Origin of the sequence: Streptomyces sp. NPDC005435 (genome assembly GCF_040703155.1) — a bacterium.
Classification (GTDB): Bacteria; Actinomycetota; Actinomycetes; order Streptomycetales; family Streptomycetaceae; genus Streptomyces.
This window is the reverse complement of the sequence record NZ_JBEXEQ010000013.1, coordinates 60,868-85,203: the sequence shown is the minus strand read 5'-3', so window position 1 is coordinate 85,203 and position 24,336 is coordinate 60,868. Positions and strand designations below refer to the sequence as shown.

General features: G+C 72.2%; 16 protein-coding genes. 3 read left to right on the top strand and 13 right to left on the bottom strand.

Features of this window, described 5'->3' with window-relative positions; all coding sequences use genetic code 11:
* Positions 1-4: 4 nt before the first annotated feature.
* The 6 genes from AB0898_RS18305 to AB0898_RS18280 form a co-directional block, all read right to left on the bottom strand.
* On the bottom strand, positions 5-4,876 hold the full coding sequence (locus tag AB0898_RS18305) for a DUF3320 domain-containing protein (protein ID WP_366803951.1): 4,872 nt from the start codon (positions 4,874-4,876) through the stop codon (positions 5-7).
* A gap of 161 nt (positions 4,877-5,037) precedes the next feature.
* Complete coding sequence (locus AB0898_RS18300; protein ID WP_366803950.1) at positions 5,038-5,877, bottom strand: carbohydrate ABC transporter permease; 840 nt, start codon at positions 5,875-5,877, stop codon at positions 5,038-5,040.
* Positions 5,874-7,235, bottom strand: coding sequence for a sugar ABC transporter permease (locus AB0898_RS18295; protein WP_366803949.1), 1,362 nt, complete (start codon positions 7,233-7,235; stop codon positions 5,874-5,876). Before AB0898_RS18295 ends, AB0898_RS18300 begins: the two co-directional genes overlap by 4 nt.
* Positions 7,236-7,243: 8 nt before the next feature.
* Positions 7,244-8,572, bottom strand: coding sequence for an ABC transporter substrate-binding protein (locus AB0898_RS18290; RefSeq protein WP_366803948.1), 1,329 nt, complete (start codon positions 8,570-8,572; stop codon positions 7,244-7,246).
* A gap of 58 nt (positions 8,573-8,630) precedes the next feature.
* Positions 8,631-10,244 (bottom strand): glycoside hydrolase family 13 protein, encoded by a 1,614-nt coding sequence (locus tag AB0898_RS18285; protein WP_366803947.1) that lies wholly within the window; start codon positions 10,242-10,244, stop codon positions 8,631-8,633.
* A gap of 146 nt (positions 10,245-10,390) precedes the next feature.
* Positions 10,391-11,650, bottom strand: a complete 1,260-nt coding sequence (locus AB0898_RS18280; RefSeq protein ID WP_366803946.1) for an ABC transporter substrate-binding protein — start codon at positions 11,648-11,650, stop codon at positions 10,391-10,393.
* Positions 11,651-11,773: 123 nt separating this feature from the next.
* On the opposite strand from AB0898_RS18280, the gene AB0898_RS18275 reads away from it, so the two are divergent.
* The 3 genes from AB0898_RS18275 (at position 11,774) to AB0898_RS18265 (ending at position 15,402) form a co-directional block, all read left to right on the top strand.
* Positions 11,774-12,289 carry a PadR family transcriptional regulator gene (locus AB0898_RS18275; RefSeq protein WP_161178249.1) on the top strand — a complete coding sequence of 172 codons (516 nt, stop codon included), beginning with the start codon at positions 11,774-11,776 and terminating at the stop codon, positions 12,287-12,289.
* Positions 12,286-13,035, top strand: a complete 750-nt coding sequence (locus tag AB0898_RS18270; RefSeq protein WP_366803945.1) for an ABC transporter ATP-binding protein — start codon at positions 12,286-12,288, stop codon at positions 13,033-13,035. The genes AB0898_RS18275 and AB0898_RS18270 overlap by 4 nt, the downstream gene beginning before the upstream one ends.
* Before the next feature lie 84 nt (positions 13,036-13,119).
* Positions 13,120-15,402 carry an FtsX-like permease family protein gene (locus AB0898_RS18265; RefSeq protein WP_366803944.1) on the top strand — a complete coding sequence of 761 codons (2,283 nt, stop codon included), beginning with the start codon at positions 13,120-13,122 and terminating at the stop codon, positions 15,400-15,402.
* Positions 15,403-16,988: 1,586 nt separating this feature from the next.
* Here the strand turns inward: AB0898_RS18265 and pgi are convergent.
* The 7 genes from pgi to gap form a co-directional block, all read right to left on the bottom strand.
* Positions 16,989-18,641 (bottom strand): glucose-6-phosphate isomerase, encoded by a 1,653-nt coding sequence (gene pgi / locus AB0898_RS18260; protein ID WP_366803943.1) that lies wholly within the window; start codon positions 18,639-18,641, stop codon positions 16,989-16,991.
* A gap of 72 nt (positions 18,642-18,713) precedes the next feature.
* Complete coding sequence (locus tag AB0898_RS18255) at positions 18,714-19,982, bottom strand: MFS transporter (protein WP_366803942.1); 1,269 nt, start codon at positions 19,980-19,982, stop codon at positions 18,714-18,716.
* 152 nt (positions 19,983-20,134) lie between these two features.
* Positions 20,135-20,470 (bottom strand): RNA polymerase-binding protein RbpA, encoded by a 336-nt coding sequence (locus AB0898_RS18250; RefSeq protein ID WP_003957010.1) that lies wholly within the window; start codon positions 20,468-20,470, stop codon positions 20,135-20,137.
* 216 nt (positions 20,471-20,686) lie between these two features.
* Positions 20,687-20,923 carry a preprotein translocase subunit SecG gene (gene secG / locus AB0898_RS18245; RefSeq protein WP_161178236.1) on the bottom strand — a complete coding sequence of 79 codons (237 nt, stop codon included), beginning with the start codon at positions 20,921-20,923 and terminating at the stop codon, positions 20,687-20,689.
* Between the two features lie 131 nt (positions 20,924-21,054).
* A complete protein-coding gene (gene tpiA / locus AB0898_RS18240; RefSeq protein WP_366804086.1) occupies positions 21,055-21,810 on the bottom strand; it encodes a triose-phosphate isomerase in 756 nt (251 codons plus the stop codon).
* A gap of 41 nt (positions 21,811-21,851) precedes the next feature.
* A complete protein-coding gene (locus tag AB0898_RS18235; RefSeq protein ID WP_366803941.1) occupies positions 21,852-23,063 on the bottom strand; it encodes a phosphoglycerate kinase in 1,212 nt (403 codons plus the stop codon).
* Positions 23,064-23,199: 136 nt separating this feature from the next.
* Positions 23,200-24,210, bottom strand: coding sequence for a type I glyceraldehyde-3-phosphate dehydrogenase (gene gap, locus AB0898_RS18230; RefSeq protein ID WP_366803940.1), 1,011 nt, complete (start codon positions 24,208-24,210; stop codon positions 23,200-23,202).
* Positions 24,211-24,336 lie beyond the last annotated feature (126 nt).

The following is a 24,336-nucleotide window of genomic DNA, read 5'->3' as shown; positions in this document are numbered from 1 at the left end:
GGCGTCAGCGGACGGCGCCGACCTGGTCGGGTCCGCCCTGGAGGCGTCCGGCGCGGTGGAGTTCGGCGATGTCGGCGGCGAGCCGGTCGCGGATGTCCTTGCCGGTGCGCCGCCAGCCGAAGAACTCGCAGGCCAGCTTGACGAGTTCGTCCTCGGACACGCCCGGGCATTCGACGGCCAGTTCGTACAGGGCGACGTGCCGCTCCGCCGGCGCTATGTGCACGACCTTGCGGGGCGTGTCGCCGTCCTGCGGGTAACGGGCCTTGGGCGGACCGGGCTTGGCGAGTGCGTAGAAGCCGTCGTCCGAGGTGAGCTTCCTGGCGCGCACGAGGGCGTCGGCCACCGCGCTGACGTTGTCGCGGATACGGCTGCCCGCGCGGGTGACGCCCCACGCCTCGCGCGCCCGCTGCACCAACAGGTCCTCGTGGATGGGGCCTTCGGCTTCGACGATGCGGGTGAGCGCGTCGCGCAGGGCGGGCCGGGCCTCCTGGGTGTGGAGTTCGTGGCGGGGGCGCACCGTGACGGCGGCGGGCGTGTAGGGGGCGCTCCACTCGCGCTGGGCGGCGATGTCGACGGGTACGCGCTCGACGACCGGTTCGCGGTGCGCGTCGGCGGCGGGTGCGGTGGCCTCGTCCGGCGCGGGCGTGGTCGGCCCGGGTCCGGTCGCGGTGAGCAACGGTCCACTGGCGACGGCCTGTTCGACGGCTTCGCGCAGCCGGAGTTCGGCGCTCGCGCGGCCCCGGTACCAGTCGGTGCCCCAGATGCGGTGCAGCCGCCAGCCGAGTCCGTTCAGCACCTGCTCGCGCAGCCGGTCGCGGTCGCGGGCGGCCTTGGAGGAGTGGTACATCGCGCCGTCGCACTCGATGCCGAGGGCGTAGGCGCCGGGCAGCTCCGGGTGGCGTACGCCGATGTCGATGCGGTACCCGGCCACGCCGACCTGCGGCTGGACCCGGTAGCCCCAGCCGCGCAGGACGGCGAGGACGGACTCCTCGAAGGGGCTGTCGGGTTCGGCGTCGGACTGGACGACGTCGCGGGCGAGGACGGAGGGGCCGTTCTCAGCGTATTCGAGGTAGCGCTTGAGGTACTGCACGCTTTCATTGGCGCTGTCGGCGAGCGCGCCGCCCCGGAAGGAGGAGACGACCTCCATGCGGTAACGGGCGCGGGTGACCGCGACGTTGAGCCGCCGCCAGCCGCCGCCTCTGTTGATGGGGCCGAAGTTGAGGCCGACGCGGCCGTGTTCGTCGGGGCCGTAGCCGATGGACATGATCATCACGTCGCGCTCGTCGCCTTGTACGGATTCGAGGTTCTTCACGAAGAACCCGTCGAGCCGGTCCTCGGTGAAGCAGTGGTCGAGGTCGGGGCGGGTGAGCCGGGCCTGCTGGACGGCGAGGTCGATGGCGGACGCCTGGGCCTGCGAGAGGGCGACGACGCCGAGGGTCTTGCCGGGGCGGGTGTCGAAGTGGTGCAGCACCCGCCGGGCGACGAACTCGGCCTCGGTGCGGTTGTCGCGGCGGCCGCCCCGGTCGTAGACGCCCCCGGCGTCGAGGAAGGCCACGCCGACGTCGTCGCCCTCGGCGACGGCACCGGGGAAGGTGATCATCGAGTTGTCGTAGAACTCGCGGTTGCTGAAGGTGATCAGGTTCTCGTGGCGGCTGCGGTAGTGCCAGCGCAGCGGGAGTTCGCGCATGGCGCCGGCCTTGCAGGCGTGCAGCAGGGACTCGAAGGAGTCGGGCAGGTCGTCGGCGTACTCGTCGGAGTCGTCGTCCACGGCGGAGTCGAAGAACGAGGTCGGCGGCAGCTGCTTGTCGTCACCGGCGACGATCAAGGTGCGGCCCCGGTAGATGCAGTTGACGGCGTCGCTGGGCCGTACCTGGGACGCCTCGTCGAAGACCACCACGTCGAAGTGGAAGTCCGGCGGCAGGAACTGACTGACCGTCAGCGGGCTCATCATGAAGCAGGGCTTGACCGCGCGCACCACCTCGCGGGTGCGGCCGAGCAGTTCGCGCACCGGCATGTGGCGGGTCTTCTTCTCCGCCTCGCGGACGATGACGGCACCGGCGCCGCCCGCGAAGTTGCGCGGCCGCCGCTTGTTGCACGCCTCGGTCACCGCGCCGCCCGCCGCCGCGATCAGCCGCAGGTCGGCCGCGCGGAAGTCCGCGACGCGGGTGTCCAGGTCCTCGGAGCGGGTGCTGCGCAGGCGCGGGTCGGTGGCGAGGAGGTCGTCCGCCCAGGCGCGCAGCACCGCCTGTTCGGCCACCTCGGGCAGCCGGGCGGGGTCGAGGCCGCGTTCGGCGGCGCCGGTGACGAGGGCGTCGGCGCCGTGCCGGGCGAGCACGGCGACGCCGCCGAGGTGGGCGTGCCAGACCTCGGGGCCCTGCGGGTCGTTCCGCAGCGCCTCGACGGCCTGCCCGGCCTCGGCGAGGGTGCCGAGCAGGGCGGGCGAGAGCTGGGTGCGGCGGGCGGTGTCGAACTGGTCGAGCAGGCCGGTGACGGCCCGGTTCCAGCGCTCGGCGCGTGCGTCGGCGGCCGCGCACCAGGCGCCGAGCGCGCTCTGGACGTGGTCGACCAGCAGGGCGGGCAGCGGGTCGGGCTCGGCGTCGGCGGCGAGCCGGTCGACGAGCGCGCCGGGGCGTTCGGCGGGGGCGCCGAGCACGGCGATCCGGTCGGCGGTGGCCAGGGCGCCGTCGAGCGCGGCGCGGGCGTCGAGGGTGCGCGGGGTGTACGGCCCGAGGAGGTCGGCGTGGGTGTCGGCGAGGCGGGTCACCTCGGCCGCCGCCGCGTGCCAGGCGAGGGCGTCGTCCAGCCGGGCGGGCAGGGTCTTGTCCCAGGTGCCGGTGCGGGAAAGGCCGGTCACCGTGGCGCGGTCGGCCTTGTACTGCGCGGAGAAGCGGGCCATCAGACCCCGGTGCTGTTCGGCGAAGCGCCGTACCAGGGCGGGCAGTTCACCCTCGGTGAGCACCTTCTCCGCCCACACGTCGGCAGCGGCCGCGCGGGCCTGCTCCTCGGCGTCGAGGGCGGTCCGCAGCTCGCGCGCGGCCTCGTGGGCGCGGCGCAGGGTGCCGGCGTCGAACCAGCCGCGCGGCGGCCGGTGCCCGGCGGCGGTGAGCCCGGCCAGCTCGCACAGGGCGAAGGCGTCGGCCGGGCGGTCGGGCTTGGGCATCCCGAACAGGTCGGCGAGCTGGGCGGTGCGGTCGGTGACGTCGTCGGGGAGGATGCCGTCGGCCGGGGCGGGGGCGTCCGGCAGGCCCGCGCGCAGGGTGCGCACGAGCTGCTGGAGTTCGCGCACGGTACGGGGTTCGGGCTCGGCGGCGGCGAAGGGGCGGCGCCCGGCGGCCGTGACCAGGGCGCCGAGGGCGTCGGCGGCCTCGGAGACGGCCTGGTGCGGGGCGGTGCCGACGAGGCCGCGCCAGGGGAAGGCGTCGCCCTCGGCGGCGGGGCGCCAGGCGCGGGCGACGGCACCGGCGGCGGTGACGAGTTCGCGCAGGGCGCCGGCGCTCAGCGTGCGCACGGCCTTCGCGCTCTCCGCGCCGAGCGGGAGCTGCGGGGTCTCGGCCTGTTCCAGCAGGACGAGCCGGCCGAGCACATCGTGCAGGGTCCGCCCGAGCGGGTCGCGGGTCTCGTTCATGGCGGCGGCGTAGGCGGACAGCTCCTCGCGCAGCCGGCGGGCGTGCTCCAGCTCGTGTGCGGCGGCCCCGGTGACGCGGGCCTCGGTGGTGAGGACGCGGGCGAGTTCGGTGGCGACGGCCTTCTTGCTCGTGTCACCGCTGTGCAGGGCCATGACGAAGTCGCCGAGGCCGACCCCGCGCAGCCGGTTGCGCACCACGTCGAGCGCGGCGGCCTTCTCACTGACGAACAGCACGCTGCGGCCCGCGTGCATGAGGGCGGCGATCAGATTGGTGATGGTCTGGCTCTTGCCGGTGCCGGGCGGTCCGCTCATCACGAAGGACCGCCCGTCGAGCGCGGCCGCGACGCACTGGCGCTGGGAGGCGTCGGCGTCGAGCACCAGCGGGGTGCGCTCGGGCAGCTGGACCTCGTCGATGCGGTCGAGTCCGGCGGGCTCGAAGTCGATGAGATCGCCCGGGAGTTCGGCGTCGGGTCCGAGGGCGACGGCGCGCACCAGCGGGTGGTCGAGGATCTGCTCCTCGTTCTGCTGGAGGTCCTGGTACATCGCCTCGCGGTGGGAGGCGAACAGACCGAGCACCACGCGCTCGGCCACCGCCCAGTCCTTCAGGGCGCCGGTGGCCCCGCAGGCGGCGGCGAGGACGCCGGGCAGGTCGGCGGGGTCGGTGGCGGTGACGGCGCTCCAGTCGACGCCGAGCCGGTCCAGCTTCACGGCGAGCGCGGGGTTGTGGATGCGGTCCTGGCCCTCGGCCGGGTGGAGCCGGTAGCGGCGGCTGCCGTCCCGGCGCAGCTCCACGGGGACGAGGAGGAGGGGCGCGGCGCTGCTCTCGTGGGCGCCGGGCTCGCGCCAGTCGACGATGCCGACGCCGAGCCACAGCACCCACAGGCCGTAGTCGTTGTACATCTGGCCGGACTTCTGGCGCAGTTGGTAGAGCGAGGTGTCCAGGGACGCCTGGGTGGTCTTCTGGGTGACCAGCCCGGGCCGGGAGCGGCGGCCGGTGTCGGTGCGCCCTGCTCCGGTTTCGTCGCCGTCCTTGGTGAGCGCCACGCCCTCCGGCCGCTCGGCGACCGGCGCGAACTCCCAGCCCTTGGCCAGCTCCGCGAGGAGGGCCGCCGCGTCGGGCGTGGTGATCTCCAGCGTGGCGGTCCTGGTGTGCCGGAAGTTGAGCAGCCGGTTGCGGCCGCCCATGTCCAGCAGGGAGTTCCGCCATCCGTCGAGCACGGCCTTCAACAGATTCTGCGGCTGGTGGGCCATGGGGTGGGTACCTCCCGGAGCTGGGCAGGGGAAGCCACCCTCACCGGCCCCCCTGGAGATACCTCCCTATCAGGTGTTTTTGTACGCCACGCCGAAGATCGCCGATCTGAAATGAACTTGTTGTGAACAAAGCGAGGATGTCCTGTGCCCTGACGCCGCCGTCACTTGACGGACCCCGCCATCACCCCCTGCACGAAATGCCGCTGGAAGGCGAAGAAGACGACCACCGGCACGATCAGCGAGAGGAAGGCCCCCGGCGCCAGCACGTCGATGTTGCTGCCGAACTGGCGGATCTGCGACTGGAGTTGAACGGTCAGCGGCTGGGCCGAGCTGTCCGCGAAGAGCAGGGCGACCAGCATGTCGTTCCACACCCACAGGAATTGGAAGATGGCGAGGCTGGCGAGTGCGGGGCGCCCCACGGGCAGCACCAGTTGGGTGAAGATCCGCCACTCGCCCCCGCCGTCCATGCGGGCCGCCTCCAGCATCTCCTTCGGGATCTCCGCGAAGTAGTTGCGCAGCAGGAACACCGCGAACGGCAGCCCGTAGGCCACATGGAAGAGGACCACGCCCGGGATCGTGCCGAACAGGCCCAGCTGCCCGAAGAGTTTGGCGACGGGCAGCAGACCGATCTGCACCGGCACCACCAACAGGGCGACGACCAGCAGGAAGAGCGGCTCCCTGAGCGGGAACTCCAGCCAGGCGAAGGCGTATCCGGCGAGCGCCGCGAGGACGACGACCAGGGTGGTGGCCGGCACCGAGATCAGCACGGTGTTCCAGAACGCCTGCGTCATACCGGAGTTCTTCAGCAGGGCCGTGTAGTTGTCGAAGGACAGCTGGCCGGGGCTCGTGAGCGCCGTCCACCAGCCGCCCTTGGCGGTGTCCTCGGGGGTGCGCATCGAGGAGACGAACAGCCCCGCGAGCGGAGTCAGCCACACCAGCCCGATGACCACCAGGAACGCCTGGACCAGACCGTTGCCGAGGCCGCGCCGGACCGCGTTCATCGCTGACTCCTTCGAAAACGCCGGACGTTGAAGACCATCGCGGGGATCACCAGGAGCAGCAGGAGCACGCCGAGCGCGCTGCCGAGGCCCTGGTTGTTGCCGCCGCCGAAGGAGACCAGCCACATCTGGGTGGCGAGCACGGTGGCGTCCTCCTGCACCGGGCCCGGCGCGATGATGTAGACGAGGTCGAAGACCTTCATCACGTTGATCACCAGGGTGACGAAGACGACCGTGAGCACGGGCGCGAGCAGCGGCACGGTGATGCGGCGGAAGATCTGCCACTCGTTCGCGCCGTCCACCCGCGCCGCCTCCAGGGTCTCCCGGGGCAGCGTGGACAGGCCCGCGCCGATGAGCACCATGGCGAACCCGGTCCAGATCCACAGGTACGCGCCGATGATCGCGGGCGTGACCAGCGCCGGGCCGAGCCAGGAGACGCCCTGGTAGGGCGGGGCGAAGTTGGCGCCGGGCAGCCGCAGCGCGTACGACCCGGCGGCGAGGTGGGTGAAGCGGAAGGAGCCGTCGGCGGCGGTGGTCGCGGTGGCGGCGGTGTGCCCGTCGCGCACGGCCTCGACCTTCATGCCGGGCAGCCCGCTCTCCTGGGGATCGACCTGCCCCTGCTTCCCTCCTCCGCCGGGGGTGAAGTCGAGGTAGACGACACCGCGCACCTCGCCGGCGGGGGCGTTGCCCGCCGGCTGTCGTGCGGGTTCGGCGCCCTTGGGCAGGTCCTTGGGCAGCACGCCGACCATCGGGAGGACCGTGGGCGCGCCGCCCGGTGAGAAGCGGGCGGCCGTGGTGTACGCGCCGCCGGCGGCCGGGGTGAGCCCGTGGCCGTCGCGGGCGCGGGCGGTCGGATAGGTGGAGGTCCCGGCGAAGGCGTCGTGGACGGAGACGACGGCCGCGTTGAGGACGCCCTTGTCCGGGTCCTCGTCGTAGGCGAGCCGGAAGATGATCCCGGCGGCGAGGAAGGAGACCGCCATCGGCATGAACAGCAGCAGCTTGAAGGCGGTGGCCCAGCGGACCTTCTCCACCAGGACGGCGAGGATCAGGCCGAGCCCGGTGAGCAGGGCGGGGGCGACGACGACCCAGATGGCGGTGTTCCGGATGGCCTTCACGGTGGCCGGGTCCTGGAACATCTCGGCGTAGTTGCCGCCGCCGACGAACCGGGTGCCGGAGGCGTCGAAGAAGCTGCGGCCGACGGAGAAGAGCACCGGGTAGACGACGAGGGCGCCAAGCAGGAGCAGCGCGGGGAAGACGAAGAGGAGGGCGACCGCCCGGCCGCGCCGCCGGGTGCGGCGCTGGCGCGCCGGCCCGGCGGCGGACGGGGCCGCCTGTTCCTTGACGGGGACGGTGGCGGTCATCGGGCCACTCAGTTCCGGTAGGCCTTGGCCGCCGCGGACTCCAGCTCGGCCGCGGTGCCCTTGGGGTCGGACGGGTCGCGCAGGAAGTCCTGGAGGAGCTTCCACTCGCCGGCGCCCTTCGTGCCGCCGAACGCGGCCGGGGCCTGGTCGGACATGTCGAAGCGGACCGAATCCCCGGCACCGACCAGGGACTTGGCGGTGGCGCGGGTGACGTCGTCACCGTAGGCGGCGAGGTCGAGGTTCTTGTTCGGGGAGAGGAAACCGCCCGCCTTGGCCCACACGGCGGCGGCCTCGGGCGTCGCCAGGAACTCCAGGAGCTTCATGCCGGCCTTGGCGTTCTTGCCGTCCTTGAGGACGACCGCCGCGTCACCGCCGCTGACCACGGGCGCGGTGCCGCCGTCGACCGCCGGGAAGGGGAAGAAGTCCGCGTCCTTGCCGATCGTGCGGTGGAACTGGTCGTGGGCGACACCGGCCACGAAGTCGCCCTCGTAGACCATGCCCGCCTGCGGCTTGGGGCCGAAGACCTTCTCGACCGAGCCGGGGAAGTCGGTGTTCAGCGCCCCCTTGCTGCCGCCCGCGACCAGCTGCTTGTCCTTGAACAGCTTGCCGAGGGTGGTGAGCGCCTTGACCACGCTGGCATCGGTCCACTTGAGCTTGTGGGCGGCGAGCGCGTCGTACTTCTCGGGGCCCGCCTGGGAGAGGTAGATGTTCTCGAACCAGTCGGTGAGGGTCCAGCCGTCCTGTCCGGCGACGGCGAACGCGGCGAGCCCGGAGTCGGAGACGGTGTGCCCGGCCTTGAGCAGGTCGGCGTACGTCTTCGGGGGCTTGACGCCGGCCTGGGTGAGGGCGTCGGGGCTGTACCAGACGGTGGACTTGTGGGCGGCCTTGAAGTAGAGGCCGTAGAGGGTGCCGTCGACGCTGCCGTACTTCTTCCAGACCGGGGCGAAGCCCGCGTCGACCGACTTCTGGGTGGTGGCGGACAGCGGGGTCAGCCAGCCCTTCTTCGCGAACTGCTGGAGCACGCCGACCTGCGGGACCATCACCACGTCGGGGGCGTTGCCGCCCTCGATCTTGCTGCCGACGACGGTGGAGACGTTGTCGCCGGTGGAGGTGAACTGGGTCTTGGCGCCGGTCTTGGCGGTGAAGGCGTCGAGCACCTTCTGGAAGTTCTTCTGCTCGCTGCCGGACCACACACCGGCGACGGTGACGGTCTGGCCGGTGAGCGCCTTGTCGCCGCCCCCGGCGGAGACGGGCTTGTCGCCGCCGCACGCGGTCGCGCCGAGCGCGAGGACGAGGGCGGTGCAGCCGGTGAGCAGGGTGGTACGTCGTCGCATCATCGTTGATGCCCCTTCGAGGAGGTGGGAGTTGACGGCGGATCGGGCTGTTGACGGCGGATCAGAGGTCGGCGAGCCACCAGGCGGCGGTGGAGCCGGGGAGTTCCCCGGCCGGGCAGGGGCCGCTGGCGAGCAGGGGGGTGCCGGGGACGGGCGCGGTCGTGGGCGCGGTACCGAAGTTGACGGCGCAGACCAGGCCGTCGCCGCGCGTGAAGGCGAGGACGCCGGGCTCAGTGTCGAGCCAGCGCAGCGTGCCGTCGCCGTCGCCCAACTGGGGCAGCGAGGCGCGCAGTTGGAGTCCGTCGCGGTAGAGGTGCCAGAAGGAGCGGGTGTCGGCGAGGGCGCGCTCGGTGGCGTACTCGGCGAAGTAGTCGGGCTGCGGCAGCCAGGTCTTGACGCCCTCGACGCCGGTGGTGAAGCCGAACGGGGAGGCCTGCCCCGACCAGGGCAGCGGCACCCGGCAGCCGTCGCGGACCCGGGCACGGCTGCCGGTGCGGTGGAAGACGGGGTCGGTGAGGACGTCGTCGGGCAGGTCGACGACCTCGGGCAGGCCCAGTTCCTCGCCCTGGTAGATGTACGCGGCGCCGGGCAGCGCGAGCATCAGCAGGGCGGCGGCGCGGGCACGGGCGGCACCGAGGCCGCTGCCGCCGGGGGCGGGTTCGCCGTAGCGGGTGACGGTGCGGACCTGGTCGTGGTTGTTGAGGACCCAGGTGAGCGTGGAGCCGGTGCCGGCGATGTCCCGCATGGCCTCGGAGATGACCTTGCGGAAGGCGTCGGCGTCCCAGGGGGCGCCGAGCAGGTCGAAGAAGAAGGCCTGGTGGAGTTCGTCGGAGCGGACGTAGGCGGCGTGCTCGCGGGCGGAGGGGACGGAGACCTCGCCGACCAGGAGCCGTTCGCGGCCGTCGCGGGCGGTGTACTCCTCGCAGACCGCGCGCCAGCGGCGCCACACGTCGTGCACCTCGGGCTGGTTCCAGGCGAGCGGGTTGACCGAGTCGCGGGTGCGGGCGTCGGCCTCCGGGTCGTCGGAGTCGGGCAGCTCGGGGTGCTTGTAGAGTCCGGCGGCCACGTCGATGCGGAAGCCGTCCACGCCCCGGTCGAGCCAGAAGCGCAGCACGTCCTCGAACTCGGCGGGGATCTCGGGGTGGCGCCAGTTCCAGTCGGGCTGTTCGGGCGTGAACATGTGCAGGTACCACTGGCCGTCGTCGGTCCGGGTCCAGGCGGGACCGCCGAACATGGCGTGCCAGTTGTTGGGCGGCTCGGCGCCGTCCGGACCCCTGCCCTCGGCGAAGTGGAAACGGGCGCGCTCCTCGCCGCCCGCCCCCGCGGCCAGGGCGGCGCGGAACCAGGGGTGCTCGCTGGAGCAGTGGTTGGGGACGATGTCGAGCAGGATGCGCAGCCCGAGCCGCCGGGCGTCGGCCATCAGCAGGTCGAACTCGGCGAGGTCGCCGAAGAGCGGGTCGACGTCGCGGTAGTTCGCCACGTCGTAGCCGTGGTCGTGCTGGGGCGACGGGTAGAACGGGCTCAGCCAGACGCCGTCCACGCCGAGCTTCTTCAGGTACGGCAGTCCCGCGCGGACTCCGGCGAGATCGCCGACGCCGTCACCGGTGCTGTCCAGGAAGCTGCGGACGTACACCTGGTAGATCACCGCGTCGCGCCACCAGTGGTGCCTTTTCATGCATGCATGTTAGGTAGCTGTTTCTCAGGGGTGTCAATGAGAAGAACGCATGGTGTCGCCAAGTGGGGCATACAAAAAGGGACTTACCCGGGCAGGATGAAGCGCTTCGATATGAGCGCGTTACTTAACAAGTAACTAGCCGAGAGTTAGCGACTCGCGACGGCGTCGAGTTCCCTGGCCAGTCTGCGCACGGCGGCGGCCGGGGTCTGCCGGCCGGTCAGCGCGTCGTGCACGACCGCCTGGACCACCAGGCTCACCTGGTCGTAACGCGGGCTCTTGGGGCGCGGGGCGGCCGTGAGCACGGCGGTGCGCAGGGTCGGCAGATAGGGGTAGCGCCGGATCAGGTCCGGGTCCTGGTAGAGCGCGGCGCGCACGGGGGGCAGCGCGCCCCGGGTGAGGACCTGGCGCTGGACGCCCTCGCTGGTGAGGTACGCGATCAGCCGGGCCGCCGAATCGGGGTGCCGGGCATGGGTGTTGACGGCCAGGTTGGAGCCGCCGAGCACGCTGGTGCCGGGGCCGTGCGGTCCGGGCAGGGTGACGGCGCCAACCTTCCCGGCCACCTTGGAGCCCTTGGCGGAGGCGACGGCGTAGGGCCAGTTCCGCAGGAAGAGCAGCCGGCCGTCCTGGAACGCCCGCTTGGACTCCTCCTCCTTGTAGGTGAGGGCCGCCTTCGGTATCCAGCCCTCGCGCACGCCCCGGGCCAGGAAGCCGATGCCCTCGCGGGCGGCGTCGGAGTTCACGGTGACGCGGGTGCCCTCGCCGCCGAGGATGGAGCCGCCGGCCGAGTACACCGCCTCGGCCGCGTTGACGGTCAGGCCCTCGTAGGGGAGGAACTGGCCCGCGTAGCCGTCGAGTCCGTACTTCGGCGCGATGGTCCGGGCATCGTGCTCCAGCTCGGCCCAGGTGCGCGGGGGCGGTACGCCCTCCTTGTCGAGGACGTCCTTGCGGTAGAGCAGCAGCCCGGCGTTGGTCACGTACGGGACCGCGTAGAGCCGTCCCTCGTAGGTGGCCGTGTCCACGACCGGGGGCAGGAAGGTCTTCAGCGGGAAGCGGTCCGGCGGCAGCGGGCGTATCCAGCCCGCCGCGGCGAACTCGGAGGTCCAGTTGACGTCGATGTTGAGGACGTCGAAGCGGCCCCGGTCGCCGCCGCGCAGATCCGTGGTCATCTGCGCGTGGGTCTCGTCGGCGGAGTCCGGGAGTTCGACCAGGGTGACGCGCTCGGCGGGGTGGGCGCGGTTCCAGCCCGCGAGCAGCGGGCCGAGATAGCCGGTGAGGTCGCCCGCGGTGGCCAGGGTGAGCGGCCCGCGCCCGTCACCGCCGTCGGCGCGGGCCCCGGAGGACACACATCCGGCCAGCACCACGGCGAGAACGAGAAGCCCCCTACCGGCGGCGTGCGTCCACCGCATAGGTTCCTCCCCGTGCACCCCACGCGCCCTGGGCATCATCGCCCGGACCGAGCCATGTATACCCGTTAGGTATGCGCGATACTAGGGGGCGGAGCACATTCGGCGGACAGGAGGACAGCACGAGTGCGCCTGCCCCTCCTGGCACTCCTCGCGCGCGGCCCCGCCCACGGCTACGAGCTGAAACAGGACCTTGAGCAACTGCTGGGCTCCGCGTACCCTCAGCCGAACGTCGGGCAGATCTATGTGACCCTCGGGCGCCTGGAGAAGTCGGGGCTGATCGCGGGCGAGGACGTCGAGCAGTCCGGCCGTCCCAACAAGAAGGTCTACCACCTCACCGACGCCGGGCGTGAGGCGCTGCACGTCTGGTTCGAGGAGACCGAGGGCGAGCCCCGGGTGCGGGACGAGTTCTTCATGAAGCTCGCGCTGGCCCCGAGGACCGGTCTCGCCGACCAGATCGACCTCATCAACAAGCAGCGGCGCCGCTATCTGAACACCATGCGGGACCTGTCACGCCTCGCGGCGGCCGAGGACCGCGACAACCGCGTCGCCCAGCTGCTCATCGAGGGCGCGATGCTGCATCTCCAGGCCGACCTCGACTGGCTGGAGCGCTGCCAGGAGGAACTGGAGGGGCCTCAGTGAGCGAGAAGCCGCCGCCCGTGCTGCGGGCCGAGGGCCTGGAGAAGACCCACCACGGCGAGGGCGCCCCGGTACGGGCCGTGCGCGGGGTCGATCTGACCGTGGCGCGCGGCGAGTTCGTGGCCGTCACCGGGCCCTCCGGCGCGGGCAAGTCCACGCTGCTGCATCTGCTCGGCGGCCTCCAGCGGCCCGACGCGGGCAGCATCCGGCTCGACGGCCGCCCGACGGACTCCTTCAGCGAGGCGCGCTGGGCGGTGGAGCGCCGCAAGTCGATCGGCATCGTCTTCCAGTTCTTCAACCTGGTCTCCAACCTGTCCGTCGCGGACAACGTGGAGCTGCCCGCCCTGCTCGCGGGCGTCCCCCCGAAGCGCGCCCGCGCCGAACGCGAGGCGCTGCTCGCCGAGCTGGGCCTCACCGGCAAGGAGCGCGCGATGCCCCGCGAGCTGTCCGGCGGCGAGCAGCAACGGGTCGCGCTGGCCCGCGCGCTGGTCAACCACCCCCCGCTGCTGCTCGCCGACGAGCCCGCCGGCAGCCTCGACAGCAAGGGCACCCGCGAGGTGATGCGGCTGCTGACCCGCTTCCACGCGCGCGGCCAGAGCATCGTCCTGGTCACGCACGACGCCCGGCTGGCGAGCGCGGCGGACCGCGTGATCAGCTTCTTCGACGGCCGCATCGCCGACGACGCGAGGCTCGACGGCACCCCGTCCCCGAGGTCCGGCACCTCGGGCGTGCTCGAACTGAGGGACTGACCGCCATGCGCAACCGCCCCGCTGTCACTGTCACTGTCACTGTCACTGTCGCTGTCGCTGTCGCTGTCACGAGGAGCTGAGCCCGTGCGTGCCACCCTGCGCTGGGCCCACTCCGATCTGCGCGCGCACCGCGGCGAGGCGCTGTTCCTGACCCTGGCCACCGCCGGGATCGTCGCCTCCCTGCTCCTGGCCGCCGCCCTGTTCGGCTACGCCACCAACCCCTGGCAGCGGATCTTCACCCAGGCGCACGGCGCGCACGTCTGGCTGCACACCGCGCCCTCGGCCGGCGCCGGCCGGCTCGCCGGTCTGGACGGGGTGCGCGCGGTCGCCGGGCCCTACGACACCGAGGCCGCCACCGTGTCCTGCCGGGGCACCCGGGCCGCCGTGGAACTGCGCGCCACCCCTCACCTCCCTTCCGTGGGGCGCCCGTTGCTCACCGCCGGGCACTGGCTCGACGCCGCCCGGCCGGACGGCGTGGTCCTGGAGAGCGGTCTGGCCCGCGCCCTGCTGGCGGAGCCCGGCGACACCCTCACGCTGCCCGGCACCGCCCGCACCCTGACCGTGGAGGGCATCGCCGACAGCGCCGAGCCCCGCTACAGCGCGGGCGAACAGCCGGGGCTCGTCTGGGCGTTGCCGTCCACCGTGCGCGCTCCGGGCTACCAGGTGACCGGGCTGCGCCTGGCCGACCCCGCCGACACCGACTACGCCGTCCAGCGCGCCGTGACCCGGCTGGGCGCGGGCGCGGTCGGGGAGGTCTCCACCTGGCAGCAGGCCCGGGCGCAGGCACAGGGCGACAACCGGCTGCTCGGCCAGGTGCTCGGGGCGTTCGGGCTCGGCGCGCTGGCCGCCGCCGGGTTCGCGGTGCACGGGGCGATCGGCACCCGCATCCGGGGACATCTGCGGGACATCTCGGTGCTGAAGGCCATCGGGTTCACACCCGCGCAGGTCGTCCGGGTCTTCCTGCTCCAGCATCTGGCGTACGCCGTGCTCGGCGCGGTGGCCTCGGCCGCGCTGATCGAGGGGCTCGGAGGCCGGGTGCCGGGGCGGCTCGGCGACGCGGTGGGCGTGTGGCAGGGGCTGCCGGGGCACACCCTGGCGCTGTCCGCCGTGCCCGTCGGAACGGTGCTGCTCATCGGCCTGACCACCGGACTCGCCGCCTGGCGCGCGGGGCGCGTGCCGCCGGTGCCGGTACCCCGTCCCGCGGGGCCCTCGGGCGCCGGGCTGACCGAGGTGGCCCGCCGGGCGCTGGGGCTGCGGCTGCCCGCCGCGCTGGTCCTCGGCTGCCACCGCGCCTTCGCCGGGCGCGGCCGCTCGGCCGCCGCGCTGGCCCGGCTGACGCTTCCGCTGCTGCTCATGGTGGTCGCGCTGAGCGCCTGGACCACCATCGACCGCTTCCACACCGAGCCCGCCCGCGTGGGGCTGCCCGCCGCGCTCACCGTCCGCGCGGACGACGGCCTGCGCGATGAGCGGGTACGGCAGCTGCTGGCCGCCGACCCCCAGGTCGCCGAGGCGTACCCGGGCGTGGAGCTGGCCGCGCTGGTTCCCGGACAGACCGGCACCATCGCCCTGCGCGGGCTCGGCACCCGCGCGCGGCCCTACCCCTACGCCCTCGTCGAGGGGCGGCGCGCGCACGGCCCCGACGAGGCGGTGGCGGGCCAGGGTCTGCTCGATCTGCTGCACGTCCGGGTGGGCGACTGGGTACGGATGACGGTCGGCGACCAGCCGCAGATCCTGCACATCGTGGGCCGCGCCCTGGAACCGCAGAACGGCGGCCGTACCGTCACCACCTCCCTGGACACCCTCCGCGAGAACGACCCCACCCTCTCCCCCGCCTTCTACCAGCTCCGGCTGCGCCCCGGCGCCGACCCCGCGAAGGTCGCCGCCGCGCTGACCTCTTCGGGCGGCGGCCACCTCGACGTGCACGCCGTCACCAACCCGGCCGACGGCCTCTCCCCGCTGCGCGCGGTGGTCGCCGGCCTGATCGCCGTCCTCGCCCTCGTCGGCCTGGTCGAACTCCTCACCGCCATCGGCGGCACCGTCCGCGAGGGCGAACGGGACGTCCTCGCCCTGCGCGCCATCGGCATGTCCCCACGCCACATCACCGCGATCACCGTCACCTCGATCAGCTGCACAGCCCTGGCAGCGGCCCTCGCCGCCACAGCCCTCGGCCTGCCCCTGGCCCACCACCTGATCGACGCCCAGGCCGCCTCCACCGGAACCGGCACCGGCCTCGCCCGCTCCCCCTCCCCCACCCTCCTCCTCCTGACCGGCACCGGCGCCGTACTCGGAGCAGCAGCCCTGTCCGCCCTACCCGCCACCCGCTCAGCCCACGGCCGCCCGGCGGACACGATGAGCGCGGCGGGATGACTTTTCGACCCGGGGTGGGCCTTGCGGGGCCGGCCTACGAGGTCGGCTTTACGGGGTCGGCCTTGCGGAGCCGGCTTTACGGGGTCGACATCGCGGGGGCGGCCTTGCGGGGGCGGCCTTGCGGGGGCGGCCTTGCGGGGGCGGCCTTGCGAGGTCGGCCTTGCGAGGTCGGCCTTGCGGGGGCGGCCTTGCGAGGTCGGCCTTGCGAGGTCGGCTTTACGGGGTCGACATCGCGGGGACGGCCTTGCGGGGGCGGCCTAAGGGGTCGGCGTCGCGGGGTCGAGGCCGAGGAGGCGGATCCGGGAGAGCGAGCCCTGGGGTCCGGCGAGGGGAGACCCAACGGGCCCGACGAGGGGAACGCCCAGGACACGGGCTCGGAGGCCCCGGGCCCGGGAACCCCAAGCCACGCGACAGACCGGGCAGACCCGGAAGGCAGGCGCGGGGCACAGACCCGGACTGACCTCGCGGGGCCGGGGCCCAGGGGCCAAGCCCGAGGACACGGATCCGGGGCGACCCCTGAGGACCCGGCAAGGGAAGACCCACGGCCCCGACGAGGGGCACGCCCAGGGCACAGACCCGCAGGCCCCGGGGCCCGGGACCACCAGGCCGGGCGATAGACCCGACGGGCCCTGGGGAGGCTGGCCGGGGACACGGCCCGGAGGGCAGGGCGCGGGATCGAAAGGGCAGGTCCGAGGTGCTGACCTGGGCGGCAGGCCCAGCGCCCCGGGGAAGGCGGCCCGGAAGGCCTGGGGACACCAGGCCGGGCGACAGACCCGGCGGGCCCGTAAGGCAGACGCGGGGCACAGACCCGGACTGACCTCACGGGGCCGGGGCCCGGGGACCGGGCCTGAGGACACGGACCCGGCAAGGGGAGACCCAACGGGCCCGACGAGGAGAACGCCCAGGACACAGGCTCGGAGGCCCCCGGGTCCGGGAACACCAAGCCACGCGACAGACCGGGCAGACCCGGAAGGCAGGCGCGGGGCACAGCCCCGGACTGACCTCACGGGGCCGGGGCCCAGGGACCAGGTCCGAGGACGCGGATCCGGGGCGAGCCCTGGGGACCCGGCAAGGGAAGACCCACGGCCCCGACGAGGGGAACGCCCAGGGCACAGACCCGAAGGTCCCGAGGCCCGGGAACACCAAGCCGGGCGACAGACCCGGCGGGCCCCGGGAGGCTGGCCCGGGGCCCGGACCCGGCAGGCTCGGGCGCGGCCCGGAGGGCAGGGCGCGGGATCGAAAAGGCAGGTCCGAGGTGCTGACCTGGGCGGCAGGCCCAGCGCCCCGGGGGTGAGCAGCCCGGGGGCCCGGGGACGCCGATCCGGGTGACGGACCCGGCAGGCCCCGGGGCTGGCCCGAGGCACAGACCCGTGAGCCGGCGGCGACCCCGGCGCACAGCTCCGACCGACAGCCCCGGGCCTCGGGAAGGGGAGACCAGGCAGCCCCGAGGTTCCGAGGAAGGAGAGCAAGGGGAGGGCCGAAGGCCCCGTGGGCAGACCCGGGGACCCGGCGGAGGCAGGTCTGGAGACCTGGGCGGGAGGCCCGGGGCAGGCCCGGCGAGGCAAGCCCCGGGGTGGCCCCCTGCGTCAGCCCCGGGCGCGCAGTTCCCGGTACTCGGTCACCAGCGCCTTGGTCGACGGGTCGAGGCCCGGTACCTCGGCACCCTCGGTCAGGGCGGGCTCGATCCGCTTGGCGAGGACCTTGCCGAGTTCGACGCCCCACTGGTCGAAGGAGTCGATGTTCCAGACGGCGCCCTGGACGAAGACCTTCTGTTCGTAGAGGGCGATGAGCTGGCCGAGTACGGAGGGGGTCAGTTCGGGGGCCAGGATGGTGGTCGTCGGCCGGTCGCCCTGGAAGGTCTTGGCCGCGACGAGTTCCTCCGGCACCCCTTCCGCCCGTACTTCCTCCGCCGTCTTGCCGAAGGCGAGGGCCTGGGTCTGGGCGAAGAAGTTGGCCATCAGCAGGTCGTGCTGGCCCTTGAGCGCGTCGCTCAACTCCTCGGCCGGGCGCGCGAATCCGATGAAGTCCGCCGGGATCAGCTTCGTGCCCTGGTGGATCAACTGGTAGTACGCGTGCTGCCCGTTGGTGCCCGGGGTGCCCCAGACGACGGGGCCGGTCTGCCACTCCACCGGCGCCCCGTCCCGCTGCACCGACTTGCCGTTGGACTCCATGTCCAGCTGCTGCAAGTACGCGGTGAACTTGGACAGATAGTGGCTGTACGGCAGCACCGCCAGCGACTGCGCGTCGAAGAAGTTGTTGTACCAGATCCCCAACAGCCCCAGCAGCAAAGGCGCGTTGGCCTCCGCCGGAGCCGTGCGGAAGTGCTCGTCCACGATCCGGAAGCCGTCCAGCAGCTCACGGAACCGCTCCGGACCGATCGCGATCATCAGCGACAGACCGATCGCCGAGTCGAACGAGTACCGCCCGCCGACCCAGTCCCAGAACTCGAACATGTTGTCCACGTCGATCCCGAACCCGGAGACCTTCTCGGCGTTCGTGGACAGCGCCACGAAGTGCCGCGCCACAGCCTTCTCGTCACCCAGCGACTCAAGAAGCCACTGCCGCGCGGACGTCGCGTTCGTGATGGTCTCGATCGTCGTGAACGTCTTCGACGCCACGATGAACAGCGTCTCCGCCGGGTCCAGATCCCGGATCGCCTCATGCAGGTCCGCGCCGTCCACGTTGGACACGAACCGCACGGTCAGCTCGTGGTCCGTGAACGCCCGCAACGCCTCGTACGCCATGGCGGGACCGAGGTCGGAGCCGCCGATGCCGATGTTCACGACGTTCTTGATGCGCTTGCCGGTGTGGCCGGTCCACTCGCCCGAGCGGACGCGGTCGGCGAAGCCGGCCATCTTGTCGAGCACGGCATGCACGGCCGGGACGACGTTCTCGCCGTCGACCTCGACGACCGCCTCGCGCGGCGCCCGCAGCGCGGTGTGCAGCACCGCCCGGTCCTCGGTCACATTGATCCGCTCACCACGGAACATCGCGTCCCGCAGCCCGAACACGTCCGTGGCGGTGGCGAGTTCCCGCAGCAGCGCGAGCGTCTCGTCCGTGACCAGGTTCTTGCTGTAGTCGATGTAGAGGTCACCGACCTGGACGGTGTAGCGGGTACCGCGTGCGGGATCGGCGGCGAACATCTCCCGCAGACCGGTGCCGGCGACATCCTCGCGGTGCCGGGCGAGGGCGTTCCACTCGGGCAACTGGTTGAGCCTGGTACGGCCGTCTGCGTTCATCTCCGACTTCAGCCTTCCTTCCTGGGCCTGTCCTGCCGCGACCTTGCCCGGCGGCGGAACCAACCTAGTTGATCAGTGGGCGGGAGAGACGGTGGCGGTGTCCTCCCGCGTCGTGCCCACTGATACGTCCGCGCGCCGCGCCGGTATCAGTGCGACGACGGCCAGGGCGAAGAGGGCGCCCGCGAGCAGGGCCGGGGCCTGGAGGCCGAGGAGACGGGCGGCGCCCCCGGCGAGGAGCGCGCCGAGCGGGGCCCCGGCGACGGAGGCGGTGCGGAACGCGGCGGAAACCCGCCCGGTCATGGACGCGGGGGCGCGCTGCTGCATCAGCGTCGTCTGGTTGACGTTCCACACCATGCCCATGGCGCCGAGCAGGGCAAGTGCGACGAGGAGCGCGGACAGGTGGCGTACCGAGCCCATGAGGAGGAGCGCACCGGTCTGCACGGTGCCGCCGAGGACCAGGGCCCGCACGCGTCCGGTGCGGCGGGCCATCCGCTGGGCCAGGAAGCCCCCGGCGATGCTTCCGGCCGCGTACAGCGACATGGCGGCCGCGTAGCCGGAGTCGCCCGCGTGCAGCCAGCCGGTGATGTGCAGGACCAGGGTGGCGATGAGGCCGCCCATGCCGATGTTGCACAGCAGGGTGGCCACGCAGACGGCGCGCAACGCGGGGTCCCGCCACAGCGCGCGCAGTCCCTCGGCGGTCTCGGCGCGCAGGGTGCCGCCCTGCGGCCGGGGCGCGCGCTCCGGGGGCGTGACGCGCAGGGAGGCCACGAGCGCGGCGGCGGCCACGAAGGTGCCCGCGTCGGCGGCGAAGGGCACCGCGGCCCCGGCGGCGAACAGCAGCGGCACGAACGGTCCGGTGAGCAGCCCGCCGGCGATCTGCTGACCTGTCATCAGCCGGGCGTTGGCGGAGCCGAGTTCGCCGGGCCCGACCAGGGAGGGCAGCAGGGCCGTGGCGGCGTTGTCGAAGAGTGTCTGAAGGGCGGTCAGGCCGAAGGCCAGGGCGATGAGCAGCGGAAGCGAGGCGTGCCCCAGACCGACGGCGAGGGCGAAGGCGGCGACCAGCAGGGCCCGTACGAGATCGACCGACCACATGGCCCGGCGCTGGTCCACCCGGTCGGCGACCGCCCCGCCGAGCAGTCCGAACAGCAGCCAGGGCACATAGCCGCAGGCGCTGACGGCGGCGACCGCGAGCGGATCGTCCGTCAGGCGCACCGCGAGCAGCGGCAGCGCGACCGTGCGCAGCGCGTCGCCGACGCGGGAGACGATCGCGGCCGTCCACAGCCTCCCGAACCCCCCGCGCCACGCGGGCGCCCGCTCCTCAGCCGCCACCGCCCCGGCCATCCGTCCCCCCTGATCCCCGTCGGCACACGCCTCATCGACACACGTTCCATCGATGCGTGAACCGTAGCGGGCACCACTGACAACGGGTCATGGAGCGCCGGACGGCACGGCTCCGGCCGGGCGCCCCAGGGCACCCGGCCGGGTGTGAACTGCTAGATCTCGCCCCGCAGTTTGGCGAGCGCCTCGGCAAGGATCGCCTCGCCGTCCGCGTCGCTGCGCCGCTCCCGGACGTAGGCCAGGTGCGTCTTGTAGGGCTCGGTGCGCGGCGGGTCCGGCGGGTTGTCCCGGTCCTGACCGGCCGGGAAGCCGCAGCGCGGGCAGTCCCAGGTGTCGGGGACCTGCGCGTCGCTGGCGAAGCTCGGCTGGGTCTCGTGCCCGTTGGAGCACCAGAAGGAGATGCGCAGCCGCGGAGCGGACTCCCCGCGCTCTGCCTCGCCCATCGGCCCCGCCCCGACCCGGCTTCCTCGGATCGCGTTGCCACTTGCCACGGTCGTAACTCCCTGCGTGATGGTGCCGCGAAGCAGGTCGGCCTTTCGCTTCGCCGCGAGCGCCTCAGTCTACGTAAGGCCCAACGCGCGTCCAGTGATGGGAGGTACGGTCCCCGCCCAGACGCAAGCCCCATGATAGGCCGCGCCGTGGAGCGCGTACCGAACATGGGGCTTTACGTACGGGATGTATGGAGTTGTGCGGTGCGGACGTGCGCGTCAGGCGTTCGACTTCATCAGGATGCCGAGGACGATGATGCACGCGAACCACAGCAGACCGATCACGATGGTGATGCGGTCGAGGTTGCGCTCGGCGACCGAGGAGCCGCCGACGGAGGACTGCATGCCGCCGCCGAACATGTCGGAGAGACCGCCGCCCTTGCCCTTGTGCATCAGCACCAGCAGCATCAGCAGCAGGCTGAAGACGATCAGGGCGATCGAGAACCCCAAAACCACGGCTGGACCAACTTCCTCGGATTCGGATGGACGACGGGGCACGGCACCCTGGCCATGCCCCTCGCAAGGGTACGACGTATCGCCGCTACCGCCTACTCACGGTCTTGATCACGGCTGATGATCGCAGCCGATCACTGGTCGCGGAAGCGCACGATCCTGACGAACTCGTCCGTGTCCAGCGAGGCACCGCCGACCAGGGCGCCGTCGATGTCGGGCTTGGCCATGATCTCGGCCACGTTGGCCGCCTTCACGGAGCCGCCGTACTGGATGCGGATCTTGTCGGCCACCTCCTGCGAGTACAGCTCCGCCAGCTTGCCGCGGATCGCGCCGCAGACCTCCTGGGCGTCGTCGGAGCCGCAGACCTTGCCGGTGCCGATGGCCCACACGGGCTCGTAGGCGATCACGACGTTCTCGGCCTGGTCGGCCGGGACGTCCTTCAGGCCGCCCTCGACCTGGCGGAGGGTGTGGGCGACGTGGTCGCCGGCCTCGCGGACGTCCAGCTCCTCGCCGACGCACAGGATCGGGGTGAGGCCGTGCTTGAAGGCGGCCTTGACCTTGGCATTGACGATGTCGTCGGTCTCGTGGTGGTACTGGCGGCGCTCGGAGTGGCCGACGACCACGTAGGAGCACTTGAGCTTGGCCAGCATCGGGCCGGAGATCTCACCGGTGTAGGCGCCGGAGTCGTGCTCGGAGATGTCCTGGGCGCCGTACTTGATCTTGAGCTTGTCCCCGTCGACCAGGGTCTGCACCGAGCGCAGGTCGGTGAAGGGCGGCAGGACGGCCACCTCGACCGCGTCGTAGTCCTTGTCGGCCAGGGCGAAGGCGAGCTTCTGGACGTGGGCGATGGCCTCCAGGTGGTTGAGGTTCATCTTCCAGTTGCCCGCCATGATCGGCGTGCGGCCGGCGGAAGTGGATACAGCCATCGAGGTCAGTCCTCCAGTGCGGCGAGGCCGGGGAGCGTCTTGCCCTCGAGGTATTCGAGGGAGGCGCCGCCACCGGTCGAGATGTGGCCGAATGCGTTCTCGTCGAAACCGAGCGTACGCACGGCCGCGGCGGAATCACCGCCGCCGACGACGGTGAAGCCGTCCGAGTCGACGAGAGCCTGGGCGACCGCCTTGGTGCCCTCGGCGTAGTCGGGGTGCTCGAAGACGCCCATGGGACCGTTCCAGAAGACGGTCTCGGCGTCGGCGAGCTTCGAGGCGTACAGCTCCCGGGTCTTCGGGCCGATGTCCAGGCCCTCCTGGTCGGCGGGGATCTTGTCCGCGTCGACCACGGTGTACCGGGAGGGCGCCTTGGTCTTCAGGTCCGGGAAGTCCGGGGAGACCAGGACGTCGACGGGGAGCACCAGCTCCACGCCGTTCTTCTCGGCGCGCTCCATGTACTCCTTGACGGTCGGGATCTGGTCCTCCTGGAGGAGGGAGATGCCGACCTCGTGGCCCTGGGCCTTGAGGAAGGTGTAGGCCATGCCGCCGCCGATGAGCAGCCGGTCGGCCTTGCCGAGGAGCTGGTCGATGACGGCGAGCTTGTCGGAGACCTTGGCGCCGCCGAGCACGACGACGTACGGACGCTTGACGTCGTCGGTGAGCTTCTTCAGGACACCGACCTCCTGGGCGATCAGGTAGCCGGCGTAGTGCGGCAGCCGGGCCGGGAGGTCGTAGACGGAGGCGTGCTTGCGGTGCACGGCGCCGAAGCCGTCGCCCACATAGACGTCCGCCAGCGCGGCGAGCCGGTCCGCGAACTCGGCGCGCTCCGCGTCGTCCTTGGAGGTCTCACCGGGGTTGAAGCGCAGGTTCTCGATGACCGCGACCTGGCCGGGCTCCAGGCCGTCGACGGCGGCGTGGGCGGCGGGGCCGACGGTGTCCTGGGCGAAGGCGACCGGGGCGCCGAGGAGTTCACCGAGGCGCTCGGCGGCGGGCAGCAGCGAGAAGGCCGGGTCCGGGGCGCCCTTGGGGCGGCCCAGGTGGGAGGCGACGACCACCTTGGCGCCCGCGTCCGCGAGGGCCTTGACGGTGGGCAGGACGGCACGGATGCGGCCGTCGTCGGTGATGGTCCCGTCGGCCAGCGGCACGTTGAGGTCGGCGCGGACGAAGACCCGCTTGCCGCTCACGCCGTCGGCGAGAAGTTCGTCGATCGTCTTCATTGAGTGGACTCCTGAGGAGGGCTCGTGATGCCCCCGATCGTAAGAGGGCGTGGTCCATGCGTGAGAGCAGGGCCCGGTCAGCGCGGCCGTGCGCTGCCCGGGCCCTGCTCTCACTTCAAGGTCCTGCTGGGGTCGTTCAGAGCTGCTCGCCGACGAAGACCGTGAGGTCCACGAGGCGGTTGGAGTAGCCCCACTCGTTGTCGTACCAGCCGAGGATCTTCACCGTCTTGCCGTCCTGGACCATGGTCAGGGACGAGTCGAAGGTGCAGGAGGAGGGGTCGCCGACGATGTCGGAGGAGACGATCTCGTCCTCGGTGTAGGACAGGAAGCCCTTGAGGGAGCCGTCCTCGGAGGCCTTCTTGAACGCGGCGTTGACCTCGTCCTTGGTGACCTCGCGCTGCAGCTCCACGACCAGGTCGGTGGCCGAGCCGGTCGGGACCGGGACGCGCATCGCGATGCCGTCCAGCTTGCCCTTGAGCTGCGGCAGGACCAGCGCGGTGGCCTTGGCGGCACCGGTGGTGGTCGGGATGATGTTCTCGGCGGCGGCGCGGGCGCGACGCAGGTCCTTGTGCGGGAAGTCAAGGATGCGCTGGTCGTTGGTGTACGCGTGCACCGTCGTCATCAGGCCGCTGACGATGCCGAAGTTCTCGTCCAGGACCTTGGCCATCGGCGCCACGCAGTTGGTGGTACACGAGGCGTTGGAGATGACGTGGTCCTTCGCCGGGTCGTACTTGTCCTGGTTGACGCCCATGACGATGGTGATGTCCTCGTCCTTGGCCGGAGCCGAGATGAGGACCTTCTTGGCGCCGCCGGCCAGGTGCTTGGCGGCGTCGTCGCGCTTGGTGAAGATGCCGGTCGACTCGATGACGATGTCGACGCCCAGCTCGCCCCACGGAATGTCGGCGGGGTTGCGCTCGGAGAGCACCTTGATGGTGTGGCCGTCGACCGTGATGGTGTCGGCGGTGTGCGTGACCTCGGCCTTGAGGCGGCCCAGGATCGTGTCGTACTTCAGCAGGTGCGCCGTGGTCGCGGTGTCACCCAGGTCGTTGACAGCCACAATCTCGATGTCCGCACCCTGCTCCAGCAGTGCGCGGAAGTAGTTACGCCCGATGCGGCCGAAGCCGTTGATGCCTACGCGGATCGTCACGAACCGATCTCCTCGTTGGTACGCCGGCTTATGCGGTGCCGGCGAGCTGTATTTGGGATGTCCCCGACCACCCCCGACCCTACCTCTCCGCAGCCCCCGGGGTGACATCGAGATGGCGCATACACG

Coding starts and splice junctions, on each gene's coding strand:
- pgi (WP_366803943.1), bottom strand. CDS start 18,641: ATGAACGCAGACGGCCGTACCAGGCTCAACCAGTTGCCCGAGTGGAAC.
- AB0898_RS18285 (WP_366803947.1), bottom strand. CDS start 10,244: ATGAAAAGGCACCACTGGTGGCGCGACGCGGTGATCTACCAGGTGTAC.
- AB0898_RS18295 (WP_366803949.1), bottom strand. CDS start 7,235: ATGACCGCCACCGTCCCCGTCAAGGAACAGGCGGCCCCGTCCGCCGCC.
- tpiA (WP_366804086.1), bottom strand. CDS start 21,810: ATGGCGGGCAACTGGAAGATGAACCTCAACCACCTGGAGGCCATCGCC.
- AB0898_RS18235 (WP_366803941.1), bottom strand. CDS start 23,063: ATGAAGACGATCGACGAACTTCTCGCCGACGGCGTGAGCGGCAAGCGG.
- AB0898_RS18280 (WP_366803946.1), bottom strand. CDS start 11,650: ATGCGGTGGACGCACGCCGCCGGTAGGGGGCTTCTCGTTCTCGCCGTG.
- AB0898_RS18305 (WP_366803951.1), bottom strand. CDS start 4,876: ATGGCCCACCAGCCGCAGAATCTGTTGAAGGCCGTGCTCGACGGATGG.
- AB0898_RS18300 (WP_366803950.1), bottom strand. CDS start 5,877: ATGAACGCGGTCCGGCGCGGCCTCGGCAACGGTCTGGTCCAGGCGTTC.
- AB0898_RS18290 (WP_366803948.1), bottom strand. CDS start 8,572: ATGATGCGACGACGTACCACCCTGCTCACCGGCTGCACCGCCCTCGTC.
- AB0898_RS18255 (WP_366803942.1), bottom strand. CDS start 19,982: ATGGCCGGGGCGGTGGCGGCTGAGGAGCGGGCGCCCGCGTGGCGCGGG.